The sequence below is a fragment of the Enterobacter sp. JBIWA008 genome, assembly GCF_019968765.1.
GTDB lineage: Bacteria > Pseudomonadota > Gammaproteobacteria > Enterobacterales > Enterobacteriaceae > Enterobacter.
Window position 1 is genome coordinate 932,471 of sequence record NZ_CP074149.1, and the last position, 12,329, is coordinate 944,799.

Sequence of the window (12,329 nt, forward strand, 5' to 3'; positions counted from 1 at the left end):
AATGACAATGCGTAATTCTCTTTTGACCGTACTGGGAAGTGTTATGTTGCTTGGCGCGGCGCTGCCCGCCCATTCTGAAAGCGTGCTGCGGATCGGCCTGGGCGCAGACCCGGACATGCTCGACCCGCATCTGGCGCGCACCTACTATGGCCGCTTCGTGTTTGCCTCCCTGTGCGACAGGCTGGTGGACGTGGATGAAAACCTGAAGGTCGTCCCCGGTCTGGCCAAGGACTGGGCGTGGAGTGACGACGGTAAAACCCTGACGCTCAATCTGCGCGAAGGCGTCACCTTCCACGACGGTGAGAAATTCGATGCCGCCGCCGCAAAATACAATCTTGACCGCGCCCTGACCCTGAAAGGCTCCCTGCGTAAGAGCGAGATCTCCTCCGTTGAATCGGTCGAGGTCACCGGCCCAATGCAGATTGCGCTGCACCTGAAAACGCCCGATGCCGCGCTGCTGATGCAGCTCACCGACCGCGCGGGCGCGATGATGGCTCCCGAGGCGGCGAAAAAGCCTGACTTTGCCGCCCATCCGGTCTGCTCCGGCCCGTATAAATTCGACAGCCGCGTGTCCCAGGACCGCATCGTTTTGAGCCGCTTCGATAACTACTGGAACAAAAACGCCTACCACTTCGACAAAATCATCTATCTGCCGATCCCGGACGCCTCCGTGCGCCTCGCGAACCTGCGCGCGGGCGATCTCGACCTGACCGAAGGCATCGCCGCCAGCGACGTGAAAACGGTCGAGGCCGACAGCAAGCTGGCGCTGGCGAAGGTGACCGGTCTGGGCTATCAGGGCATCACCTTCAACATCAATAACGGCAAGGTGCCGGCCAACGATCCGTTTAAGGACGCCCGCGTGCGCGAGGCGTTTTCTCAGGCCATCGACCGCGATGCGTTAAACCAGGTGGTCTTCGAAGGGCTTTACACCCCGGCCAACCAGGCGTTTTCCCCGGTCAGCCCGTATCACGTCAACCTGCCGGTTCCGCCGCGTGACGTCGACAAAGCCAAAGCCCTGCTGAAAGCGGCAGGCATCACCGCGCCGCTGACCGTCAACCTGCTGGTGCCAAACAACCCAACCTCGCAGCAGGTCGGCCAGGTGCTGCAGGCAATGGTCGCCGAGGCGGGCTTTAATCTGAACCTGCAGATGACCGAATTCGCCACGCTGCTGGACCGCCAGCAGAGCGGGGACTACCAGCTGAGCTTCTCCGGCTGGTCGGGACGTCCGGATCCGGACGGCAGCATCTACGGCTTTATCAACAGCAAAGGCACTCTGAACGACGGCCGCTACAGCAACGCGCAGGTCGACGAGTGGCTGACCCAGGCGCGCCAGAGCACCGATCAGGGCGCACGCCAGCCGCTGTACGACAAGGTGGTGAAACAGCTGCAAACCGATATGCCGATTGCCTACCTCTACTTCGAGCCGCGCATTTTCGGTCTGAACAAAAGCGTGCAGGGCTTTAAGCCGTACCCGGACGGCATCGTGCGTCTGGCGGGTTTGACGCTGGCGAAATAAACGTCCTGAGGAGAACCCATGCTGGAACTTATTTGCAAACGTCTGCTGCTGGCTATACCAACTCTGCTGCTGGTGAGCATGATGGTGTTCGGGCTGCAAAAGCTGCTGCCCGGCGACCCGCTGATTGCCATGGCCGGGGAGGAGCGCGATCCGGCGGTCATCGCCCAGCTGCGCGCGGAGCTGAACCTCGATGCGCCGATCCCCGTGCAGTATTTCCACTGGCTGACGCGGGCGCTGCAGGGCGATCTGGGCGTCTCTTTACGCACGCACGAACCGGTGACGCAGCTGATCGCCAGCAAGCTGCCGGTCACGCTGGAGCTGTCCCTGCTGGCGATGATTATTGCGCTGGTGTTTGGCATCAGCATGGGGATCCTCGCGGCGGTGAACAAAAACAGCTGGGTCGATCACGGGGCGAACTTCGTGGCGATCTCGGGGATCTCGATCCCGCACTTCTGGCTGGGGATCCTGCTGATTCTGGTCTTTTCGGTGAACCTGCAGTGGCTACCCGCGTCCGGCTACGTGCCGTTCAGTGAAGATCCGCTCCAGAACCTGCGCACGCTGCTGCTGCCCGCGTCCGTGCTCGGAACCGGCCTCGCGGCAACGCTGATGCGCCACACCCGCGCGTCGATGATTGCGGTCCTGAAGGCAGATTACATCCGTACCGCGCGGGCTAAGGGGCTGCTGCCAAAAGCGGTGATCTTAAAGCACGCGTTTCGCAACGCGCTGGTGCCGGTCATCACCCTCACCACGCTGCTGTTCGGCGAGCTGCTGGGCGGTGCGGTGCTGACCGAGCAGGTCTTCACCATCCCGGGCTTTGGCAAGATGATTGTCGATTCGGTATTCAACCGTGACTACGCGGTGGTGCAGGGCGTGGTGCTGATCGTGGCGATTGGCTTCCTGATGCTCAACCTGCTGGCCGACGTGCTCTACGTCCTTATCAACCCGAAAATGCGAGGTTAACCATGGCGGAACTGACGACGCAAACCGTTACGCCCGCGCTGCCGCGCGCGCAAAACCGGGTGCTGAAGAAATTCCTCGCCAACAAAAGCGCGGTGATTGGCGCGGTGGTGGTGGGGTTCTTTGTAATTGTGGCGCTGCTGGCGCCGTGGCTCGCCCCGTTCGACCCGGTTAAAGCCAACTTTCTGGCGGTGCGCAAAGCGCCGTCGGCGATGTACTGGTTCGGCACCGACGAGCTGGGGCGCGACATTTTATCCCGCATTATCTGGGGGGCGCGCACCTCGCTGATGGCGGGCTGTATGTCGGTCGTTATCGCGGTGGTCATCGGCGTGCCGCTGGGGCTGGTGGCGGGTTACTACCAGAAAATATGGGACGGGGTGATCTCGCGGTTTATCGAGGCGCTGCTGGCCTGTCCGTTCCTGATCATGGCGATCGCGCTGGGGGCATTTTTGGGCCCGAGCCTGACGAACGCCATGATCGCCATCGGCCTTTCGGCGATGCCGATCTTCGCCCGCCTGACGCGCGGCCAGGTGATCGCCATTCGCAACGAAGAGTACATCGACGGCGCGCGGGCGATTGGCCTGCCGGATCGCTGGATCATCATCAAATACGTCCTGCCAAACGTGATGTCGCCGATCCTGGTGCAGGCCACGCTGGCGATTGCCTCGGCGATTATCGCCGAAGCCAGCCTGTCGTTTTTAGGGCTGGGGCAGCAGCCGCCCAATCCGTCCTGGGGCTCCATGCTCAACACTGCGAAAGGGTTTCTGGAGCAGGCGCCGTGGATGTCCGTTTTCCCCGGCGTGGCGATTTTCCTTGCCGTGCAGGGCTTTAATTTACTCGGTGACGGGCTGCGCGATGCGCTCGATCCGCGCCACGACTAAGGAGTCATGATGACCAAAGCGCTTGATTTTACGTCCGGTTACGATTCACGCCGCCCGCCGATGCTGGGCCATAACGCGGTTGCCACGTCGCAGCCGCTGGCGGCACAGGCGGGAATGAAAATGCTGCAGCTGGGCGGCAACGCCGTGGATGCGGCCATTGCCACCGCGATGGCGCTGACGGTGGTTGAGCCGACCGGCAACGGGATTGGCAGCGACGCCTTTGCGATCGTCTGGGACGGTGAAAAGCTTCACGGGCTGAACGCGTCCGGTCGTTCGCCGGCCAGCTGGCATGCGGATCTGTTTGCCGGAAAAACGGCGGTGCCGGAAATTGGCTGGGACGCGGTGACCGTGCCGGGTGCGGTATCCGGCTGGGTCGCGCTGGCGGAACGCTTCGGCACGCTGCCGCTGACCACGCTGGCGCAGCCTGCCATTGACTATGCGCGAAACGGTTTCCCGGTCTCCCCGCTGATTGGCCATCTCTGGCAACGGGGCTACAACAAGCTGAAAGACCAGCCGGGCTTTAGTGCATGTTTCGCCCCTGAGGGACGCGCCCCGCGTATTGGTGAAATCTTCCGTAACCCGGCGCAGGCGAACTCGCTTGAGCTGATTGCCCGCACCAACGGCGAAGCCTTTTACCGCGGCGAGCTGGCGCAGAAGATTGCCGCTTTCGCCAAAGAGCACGGCGCGCATCTTACTGCCGACGATCTGGCAAACCATCGCGTAGACTGGGTTGAGCTGCTGTCGCGCGACTTCGCGGGCGGTTCGGTGCAGGAGCTGCCGCCAAACGGCCAGGGGATCGCCACGCTGATTGCACTCGGCATTCTGGAGCAGTGCGGCATTGAGAAGCATCATCCGGATTCCGTGCAGTCCCTGCACCTGTCCATTGAGGCGATGAAGCTGGCGCTGGCGGATCTCGACCGCTACGTGGCGGATGAAGAACACATGGCGTTTGCGGCAAAAGAGCTGCTGAGCGACCATTATCTGAAGTCGCGAGCCGCGCTTATCGATCACGATAAGGCGTCCGATTTTGTCTACGGTTCCCCGACGCAGAGCGGCACGGTCTACATCAGCACCGCCGACGCCAGCGGGATGATGGTCTCGTTTATTCAGTCCAACTATATGGGTTTCGGTTCAGGCATTGTGGTGCCGGATACGGGGATCAGCCTGCAAAATCGGGGCTGCGGATTTGTGCTGGATCCCAGTCACCCGAACGCGCTGGCGGGCAGCAAGCGTCCGTTCCACACCATCATTCCGGGCTTTGCGATGGACGGCAACGGCCAGCCGCTGATGTCCTTTGGCGTGATGGGTGGCCCGATGCAGGCGCAGGGACACATGCAGATGGCGCTGCGCATTATGCTGCACGGGCAAAACCCACAGGCGGCAATTGACGCCCCGCGCTGGCGCGTGGTGCAGGGCAGAGAGGTGATCGTTGAATCGACGTTCGATCGCAATACTATCGCCGCGCTGCGCGAGCGGGGGCATCAGATCGTGGTGGAAGATCCGCTGCAGGATTACAACTTCGGCGGGGCGCAGGTGATTTACCGTCTGCCGGAAGGGCACTACGTGGCTGCGACGGAAAGCCGCAAAGACGGGCAGGCGCTGGTGAGTTAATGTTTTATCGTCCCTCTCCCTTTGGGAGAGGGGCGGGGTGAGGGGAAAATTTCACCCAATGCTAAACGGATCCGCATCCTGCCATGCCGGAAACTTCTCCCGATACTCTTGCAGCGCCGTCAATGACATCTCGGCATCAATGCGCGTCGCCTGATGCGGCTCGGCGGTGGCAATGATCTCGCCCTGCGGGTTCACCACCCGGCTGTCGCCGCGGTAGTGATGCCCGTTGCCGTCGGTTCCCACGCGGTTACAGCCCACCACGTACGCCTGGTTCTCAATTGCGCGCGCTACCAGCAGCGACTGCCAGTGCAGGGAGCGCGGCGCAGGCCAGTTGGCGACATACAGTGCCAGGTCGTAATCGTTGCGGTTGCGCGACCACACCGGGAAGCGCAGGTCGTAGCAGACCAGCGGCAAAATACGCCAGCCGCGCCACTCGAACACCACGCGCTCGTTTCCGGCTTCGTAGTGATGATGCTCATCCGCCATACGGAACAGGTGGCGTTTATCGTAAAAATGCACCTTCCCTTCCGGCTCCACCAGCAGGAAGCGGTTCACCGGCCCGCGTTCCGTTTGCAGGGCGGCGCTCCCGGCGATCAGCGCGTTGGTCTGCTGCGCTTTGGCATGCATCCAGGCGACTACCTCATCCTGCGGCAGGGACTGCTTTGCCGCCTCCATGGCGAAGCCGGTCGTGAACATCTCCGGCAGGACAATCACATCACGCCCGGTAATGCCTTCCAGTTGACGATCAAAGTGGCGCAGGTTGGCGGGGCCATCCATCCACACTAAAGGTTGCTGCAAAATAGAAATCTTCAGACCAGGCACAATTCAGACTCCTCAAACGACCACTTTTTGACACTGTAGCACGACATAACGAGAAAATGTGGCAATAAAAAACCCCGCGCGAGGCGGGGTTTGTATAAGCGAAACGCGTTACGCCGCTTCAGGTTTGCGGTGCTTCTCCGGCAGCTTTACCGGCTGCGTCGCCAGCTCTTCCGGTTCGAAATCATCCACGTTAATACTGCGCAGACGGCTCTCTTCGGCTTTCACCAGCAGAGCAGCTTCATCTTTATTGATAATGCCACCGGCGAGCGCCTGTTTTGCCAGCTCGTCCAGACGGGTAAACGGCAGGTTTTTGCCCAGCTGTTTACAGATCTTCTGGTGAATCGGATCGGCAGCCATCACGTCCAGCAGCGCCTCTTCCAGCAGACCCACCGGGTTATGCGGCGTCGGCGTCAGATACTGACCGCGGCCGATACGGGAGCGGGTTGCGCTCGGTACCTGCAGGATCTTCGCCACCTTGTGGTCCAGCTTGTCGGACGGCGCCAGATGGTGACGACCGGTCGGGAAGATCACCACGCGCAGAGCGCCCGCCACGAAGCGGTTCGGGAAGTTCGCCAGCAGGTCGTCAATCGCCTGTTCAGCCTGATACATTGCATCCTGAACGCCCCAGTGTACCAGCGGCAGATCCGCTTCCTGACGGCCTTCGTCGTCGTAGCGCTTCAGGACCGCCGAGGCCAGGAAGATCTGGCTCAGCACATCCCCCAGACGGGCAGAGATACGCTCGCGACGCTTCAGGCTACCGCCCAGCACCGCCATAGAGACGTCAGACAGCAGAGCCAGGTTGGCGCTCAGACGGTTCAGATGCTGGTAATAACGTTTGGTCGCATCGCCGGTCGGCGTCGCGCTGGTAAGGCCGCGCGTCAGGCCCAGCCAGAAGCTGCGAACCTTGTTGCTGCCCACGTGACCGATATGTTTGAACAGCAGCTTATCGAAGGCATCCACGTCGTTGTTCTGCGCGGCAGCCATCTCTTCCAGCACGTAAGGATGGCAGCGAATTGCGCCCTGACCGAAGATCATCATGCTGCGGGTCAGGATGTTTGCGCCTTCCACGGTGATGGCAATCGGTGCGCCCTGATAGCCGCGCGCCAGGAAGTTGCCTTCGCCGAGCATAATGCCTTTACCGCCCGCGATATCCATCGCGTCAATGATCGACTGCTGCGCGCGGTGGGTACAGTGGTACTTCACAATTGCGGACAGCACGGCCGGTTTTTCACCCAGCATAATGCCGTAGGTAATCAGAGAAGCAGCGGCATCCATCACGTAGGCGTTGCCCGCGATACGCGCCAGCGGCTCTTCAATACCTTCCATCTTGCCGATGGAGATTTTGAACTGACGGCGGATGTGGGCGTATGCGCCAATACCCATCGCTACCGACTTCAGACCACCGGTTGAGTTCGAAGGCAGGGTAATGCCGCGGCCCACAGACAGACATTCCACCAGCATGCGCCATCCCTGACCGGCCATTTTCGGGCCACCGATGATGTAGTCAATCGGCACAAAGATGTCCTGACCGCGGGTCGGACCGTTCTGGAACGGCACGTTCAGCGGGAAGTGACGACGACCAATTTCAACGCCAGGGGTAGAGGTTGGGATCAGCGCACAGGTAATACCCAGATCTTCTTCACCGCCCAGCAGTTTTTCCGGGTCAGAGAGCTTAAAGGCCAGACCCAGCACGGTGGCGATTGGCGCCAGGGTGATATAACGCTTGTTCCAGGTCAGGCGCATGCCCAGCACCTGCTCGCCCTGCCATTCACCAATGCAGACCACGCCGGTATCCGGGATCGCGCCTGCATCGGAACCCGCTTCCGGGCTGGTCAGCGCGAAGCAAGGGATCTCCTGACCGCGTGCCAGACGCGGCAGGTAGTGATCTTTCTGCTCTTCCGTGCCGTAATGCTGCAGCAGTTCGCCCGGGCCTAAGGAGTTAGGCACGCCAACGGTAATCGCCAGGATCCCGGAGACGCCCGCCAGCTTTTGCAGGACGCGAGCCTGAGCGTAAGCGGAGAATTCCAGGCCGCCGTACTCTTTCTTGATGATCATCGCGAAGAAGCGATGTTCTTTCAGATACGCCCACAGCTCTGGCGGCAGATCGGCCATTTCATGGGTGATGGCAAAGTCGTTTGCCATACGGCACGCTTCTTCCACCGGGCCGTCAATAAAGGCCTGCTCTTCAGCGGTCAGGCGCGGCTGCGGATAGTTATGCAGCTTTTTCCAGTCTGGGTTGCCCTGGAACAGATCGCCTTCCCACCAGGTGGTGCCCGCATCAATCGCTTCTTTCTCGGTACGCGACATCGGCGGCATCACTTTGCGGAAGCCTTTGAACACCGGCGCAGAGATCATTGATTTACGCATCGGGGCCAGGTTAAACGGCAGAAGAATGATGGCAAGAGGGACTAAAAGCCAGATATTCCAGAGGCCTGCGACGCCAAGCGCAGCCGTCCAGGCCAGAAGAATCAGGCTGCTCAGGAATAAACTTACGCGGTGATAGAACAACACACCGAGCAGAACAACGGTTGCGAGAATGCTCAAAATCATCATAAAGAAAAGCTCCCTTGCTTGTAGGAGGTCTGACCACTTGTGATGATATGGTTGTAGTTGATGTTATTTCCTTTAGCAATGTGTTTACAAAATAATTACAACCTGGTTCACATTGTTCGCGTTTTCGCCGGCACGAAAAAGCAAAACGCCGGACGATTCGCATGGCTTTAGCTTCTCGCTTTTCCCGCTATCCGGTACACTCCACTGTGTTATTTCATCAATACTGAAGGATTATCCTCATGTACCAGGATCTTATTCGTAACGAACTGAACGAAGCGGCGGAAACGCTGGCGAACTTTCTGAAAGATGATGCCAATATTCACGCTATTCAGCGCGCAGCGGTCCTGCTGGCCGACAGCTTTAAAGCCGGTGGCAAAGTGCTTTCCTGCGGTAACGGCGGTTCTCACTGTGACGCTATGCACTTCGCAGAAGAGCTGACCGGACGCTATCGCGAAAACCGCCCGGGCTACCCGGCGATTGCGATTTCCGACGTGAGCCACATCTCCTGCGTAGGTAACGACTTTGGTTACGACCACATCTTCTCCCGCTACGTTGAAGCCGTAGGCCGTGAAGGCGACGTGTTGCTGGGAATCTCTACTTCCGGCAACTCCGGCAACGTGATCAAAGCGATCGCCGCCGCGCGTGAAAAAGGGATGAAAGTCATCACCCTGACCGGGAAAGATGGCGGTAAGATGGACGGTACGGCGGATGTCGAAATTCGCGTTCCGCACTTCGGTTATGCTGACCGAATTCAGGAAATTCACATCAAAGTGATCCACATCCTGATCCAGCTGATCGAAAAAGAGATGGTTAAGTAAGACTTCGCTGGGGGGCTCCGGTGCCCCCCGCTGTTGTGGAGGTGTTTTATGTGCGAACTGCTCGGGATGAGCGCCAATGTGCCAACCGATATCTGCTTTAGCTTCACCGGACTGGTTCAGCGCGGTGGAGGAACCGGGCCGCATAAAGACGGCTGGGGCATCACCTTCTACGAAGGCAAAGGGTGTCGCACGTTCAAAGATCCACAGCCCAGCTTTAACTCACCGATTGCTAAACTGGTGCAGGACTATCCCATCAAGTCCCGCTCGGTGATCGCCCACATCCGTCAGGCTAACCGTGGCGAAGTGGCGCTGGAAAATACCCATCCGTTTACCCGTGAACTGTGGGGCCGTAACTGGACCTATGCGCACAACGGGCAACTCACGGGCTATAAATCACTGGAGACGGGTAATTTCCGCCCGGTCGGCGAGACGGACAGCGAAAAAGCCTTCTGCTGGCTGCTTCACAAGCTGACGGAGCGCTATCCCCGCACGCCCGGCAACATGACTGCCGTGTTCAAATACATCGCGACGCTGGCATCTGAACTGCGTGAAAAAGGCGTGTTCAACATGCTGCTCTCTGATGGCCGCTATGTGATGGCGTTCTGCTCGACGAATCTGTTCTGGATCACCCGCCGAGCGCCGTTTGGGGTTGCGACGCTGCTCGATCAGGATGTGGAGATAGACTTTCAGAAGGAGACCACACCGAACGATGTGGTCACTGTTATCGCAACGCAGCCGTTAACGGGCAACGAAACCTGGCAAAAGATTATGCCAGGCGAGTGGGTGCTATTTTGTCTCGGGGACCGTGTAATTTGACGCCAGCTGCGGATGGACGACTTCGTGGCTCAGCGGTTTGCTGACCACGTAACGGCCATCGACGATAGAGACCACTGGTGGCTTGTGGGTCTGCTCAAAGTAGTCGTAACCAGGCTTCAGCTGTTTCCAGAAATCCGCGTAGTATGAGTACTTGTGACGCGCCATGTTGGCGTCCGTCATGCGGAAGGGATAGATGCTGACCTGTACGTTAGGCTGCCCAAAGACCAGCGCGCCCGTCACGAACTGGAAAATCTCATCAATGCCGGAGTCGGTCATCGCATAACAGCCGACAGACACGCAGGCACCGTGGATCATCAGGTATTTACCTTCATAACCGTGTGCACGGTCATAGGCATTCGGGAAGCCGATGTTAATGGCCTTATAGAAGCGGCTGTCAGGTTTTAGCTGACTACGCTGAACGTTGTAAAACCCTTCCGGACTTTTGAAATCGCCCTGACGCTGTTTTGGCCCCAGACCGCCGGAGTAGTTACAAATTTTGTAACTATCAAGCAGCTGATATGTCTCGCCCATTTTGACAAACAGATCGAGAGTGCGCTCTTCCTTAAAGATCTGAATATAAACCGGCGATCCCATTAACTGCTGTTTATATTCTTTGCTGATCGGCGTCGTTGAGCTATTACTGCTGAGCAGCCCGGCAAACGACATGCACGGCATCAGAAGCATCGCAATGAACAATGCGATTTTACGCATACTACTAGTTCCTTGATAAAACCATGACCAACTTGCCAGGACGGCAAAAGAGACCCGAAATCAGATTATTCTGTTAGGAGCGCTCACATTAGCACCGCTATAGATTTTCGCAAGAGCCGGGCGGTGAGTTTACAAATTAGTTTTACTTTATAAACCATCAAAATCGTGATGGCTCCAGGAACTTTGCGCATTAGCTCGCAATTTGGCGCGCGCGACGGTGGATTACCTGCCTGCGAGAAGAGGAAAATGCTACACTTCGCGCCCACTGGATTGTTGTTCATGGAAACCTGCTAACCACATGTTTAAAATTAAAAAAGGACTTAATCTGCCGATTGCAGGCGTGCCAGCGCAGCACGTTTCGACAGGCGCAAGCGTCCGTCATGTCGCCATTTTGGGCGAAGACTACCTGGGTATGCGTCCTTCAATGCTGGTACAGGAGGGCGATCGCGTTATCAAAGGACAGGCGCTCTTCGAGGATAAAAAAAATCCCGGCGTGATGTTCACGGCACCCGCGAGCGGCACCGTTGTGGCCATCAACCGTGGCGAACGGCGCGTTTTGCAGTCGGTGGTTATCCGCATTGAAGGCGATGAAAAGCGTGAATTTGCCCATTACGACAAAGCAGAACTCGCATCGCTGAACCGTGACGCCGTTCAGGATCTACTCCTGGCCTCCGGATTATGGACCGCGCTTCGTACGCGTCCCTTCAGCAAATCCCCCGTACCGGGCACGGAACCGGCCGCCATTTTCGTTACGGCAATCGACACCAACCCGCTCAGCGTGGACCCGCAGCCGGTTATCCTGGCGCAGCGCAAAGCCTTTGATGCTGGGCTGACCGTTTTAACCCGCCTCACGTCAGGAAAAGTCCACGTTTGCCAGGCCGGCGGCGGCAAGCTCGGCGGACATCCGCAGGGGCAGGTCACGTTTAATGAATTTTCGGGCCCCCATCCTGCGGGGCTGGTCGGCACCCATATTCACTTCCTTGAGCCGGTAAGCCTGACGAAACAGGTCTGGCATCTGAATTATCAGGACGTCATCGCCATCGGGAAGCTCTTCACCACCGGTGATCTGTACGCGGAACGCGTCATCGCCATCGGCGGACCGCAGGCTGAAAAACCGCGTCTGGTGAAGACGCTGCTGGGCGCAGACATCAATGAGCTGCTCGAGGGGGAAACGAAAGCGGGTGAAAACCGCCTGATTTCCGGTTCGGTCCTCAGCGGCCGCCATGCTGTCAATGCGCACGCGTACCTGGGACGTTTCCATTTACAGGTCAGCATTGTGCAGGAAGGACGTGAGAAAGAGCTGTTTGGCTGGGTTCTGCCCGGTGCGGAAAAATACTCCGTCACCCGGACCACGCTGGGCCACTTCCTGCGTAATAAGCTGTTTAGCTTCTCAACCAGCACGCACGGCGGCGAGCGAGCCATGGTCCCGATTGGCAACTACGAACGCGTCATGCCGCTGGATATTCTTCCCACCGTGCTGTTACGCGATCTCCTTGCTGGGGATACCGACGGCGCGCAGGCGCTGGGCTGTCTGGAGCTTGACGAAGAAGATTTGGCGCTCTGTACCTATGTCTGTCCGGGCAAATACGAATATGGGCCGGTATTGCGCGAGGTGTTAACCCGCATTGAGCAGGAGGGATAACC

General features: G+C 58.7%; 10 protein-coding genes. 7 read left to right on the top strand and 3 right to left on the bottom strand.

Translation table 11 applies throughout. The features are described 5' to 3' along the window. Nucleotide 1 precedes the first annotated feature (1 nt). Genes KGP24_RS04440 through KGP24_RS04455 form a run of 4 tightly spaced genes read left to right on the top strand, consistent with a single transcriptional unit; the run spans nt 2 to nt 4,965 of the window. A complete protein-coding gene (locus KGP24_RS04440) occupies nt 2-1,516 on the top strand; it encodes an ABC transporter substrate-binding protein (RefSeq protein ID WP_223562494.1) in 1,515 nt (504 codons plus the stop codon). A gap of 18 nt (nt 1,517-1,534) precedes the next feature. Then, nucleotides 1,535-2,476, top strand: a complete 942-nt coding sequence (locus KGP24_RS04445; RefSeq protein WP_023310491.1) for an ABC transporter permease — start codon at nt 1,535-1,537, stop codon at nt 2,474-2,476. Between the two features lie 2 nt (nt 2,477-2,478). Next, on the top strand, nt 2,479-3,354 hold the full coding sequence (locus KGP24_RS04450; protein WP_223562495.1) for an ABC transporter permease: 876 nt from the start codon (nt 2,479-2,481) through the stop codon (nt 3,352-3,354). Nucleotides 3,355-3,363: 9 nt separating this feature from the next. Then, nucleotides 3,364-4,965, top strand: coding sequence for a gamma-glutamyltransferase family protein (locus KGP24_RS04455; protein WP_223563450.1), 1,602 nt, complete (start codon nt 3,364-3,366; stop codon nt 4,963-4,965). 51 nt (nt 4,966-5,016) lie between these two features. Here KGP24_RS04455 and KGP24_RS04460 read toward each other — a convergent pair whose 3' ends face one another. Together KGP24_RS04460 and fadE are read right to left on the bottom strand one after the other, a co-directional pair. Next, nucleotides 5,017-5,787 (bottom strand): amidohydrolase, encoded by a 771-nt coding sequence (locus KGP24_RS04460; protein WP_223562496.1) that lies wholly within the window; start codon nt 5,785-5,787, stop codon nt 5,017-5,019. 108 nt (nt 5,788-5,895) lie between these two features. Then, entirely contained in the window at nt 5,896-8,340 is a 2,445-nt protein-coding gene (gene fadE, locus KGP24_RS04465; RefSeq protein ID WP_223562497.1) for an acyl-CoA dehydrogenase FadE, read from the bottom strand. 239 nt (nt 8,341-8,579) lie between these two features. Between fadE and lpcA the strand changes: the two genes are divergently transcribed. Beyond that, nucleotides 8,580-9,158 carry a D-sedoheptulose 7-phosphate isomerase gene (gene lpcA, locus KGP24_RS04470; protein WP_010427884.1) on the top strand — a complete coding sequence of 193 codons (579 nt, stop codon included), beginning with the start codon at nt 8,580-8,582 and terminating at the stop codon, nt 9,156-9,158. Between the two features lie 48 nt (nt 9,159-9,206). Then, a complete protein-coding gene (locus tag KGP24_RS04475) occupies nt 9,207-9,974 on the top strand; it encodes a class II glutamine amidotransferase (protein WP_023310496.1) in 768 nt (255 codons plus the stop codon). Here the strand turns inward: KGP24_RS04475 and dpaA are convergent. Beyond that, entirely contained in the window at nt 9,945-10,685 is a 741-nt protein-coding gene (dpaA, locus tag KGP24_RS04480; RefSeq protein ID WP_223562498.1) for a peptidoglycan meso-diaminopimelic acid protein amidase, read from the bottom strand. The genes KGP24_RS04475 and dpaA overlap by 30 nt on opposite strands. Nucleotides 10,686-10,983: 298 nt before the next feature. Between dpaA and KGP24_RS04485 the strand changes: the two genes are divergently transcribed. Then, nucleotides 10,984-12,327 carry a Na(+)-translocating NADH-quinone reductase subunit A gene (locus KGP24_RS04485; RefSeq protein ID WP_223562499.1) on the top strand — a complete coding sequence of 448 codons (1,344 nt, stop codon included), beginning with the start codon at nt 10,984-10,986 and terminating at the stop codon, nt 12,325-12,327. Nucleotides 12,328-12,329 lie beyond the last annotated feature (2 nt).

What these genes read in the sequence shown, in the direction of transcription:
- KGP24_RS04440 (WP_223562494.1), top strand. Translation starts at nt 2, where the DNA reads ATGACAATGCGTAATTCTCTTTTGACCGTACTGGGAAGTGTTATGTTG.
- KGP24_RS04445 (WP_023310491.1), top strand. Translation starts at nt 1,535, where the DNA reads ATGCTGGAACTTATTTGCAAACGTCTGCTGCTGGCTATACCAACTCTG.
- KGP24_RS04450 (WP_223562495.1), top strand. Translation starts at nt 2,479, where the DNA reads ATGGCGGAACTGACGACGCAAACCGTTACGCCCGCGCTGCCGCGCGCG.
- KGP24_RS04455 (WP_223563450.1), top strand. Translation starts at nt 3,364, where the DNA reads ATGACCAAAGCGCTTGATTTTACGTCCGGTTACGATTCACGCCGCCCG.
- fadE (WP_223562497.1), bottom strand. Translation starts at nt 8,340, where the DNA reads ATGATGATTTTGAGCATTCTCGCAACCGTTGTTCTGCTCGGTGTGTTG.
- lpcA (WP_010427884.1), top strand. Translation starts at nt 8,580, where the DNA reads ATGTACCAGGATCTTATTCGTAACGAACTGAACGAAGCGGCGGAAACG.
- KGP24_RS04475 (WP_023310496.1), top strand. Translation starts at nt 9,207, where the DNA reads ATGTGCGAACTGCTCGGGATGAGCGCCAATGTGCCAACCGATATCTGC.
- dpaA (WP_223562498.1), bottom strand. Translation starts at nt 10,685, where the DNA reads ATGCGTAAAATCGCATTGTTCATTGCGATGCTTCTGATGCCGTGCATG.
- KGP24_RS04485 (WP_223562499.1), top strand. Translation starts at nt 10,984, where the DNA reads ATGTTTAAAATTAAAAAAGGACTTAATCTGCCGATTGCAGGCGTGCCA.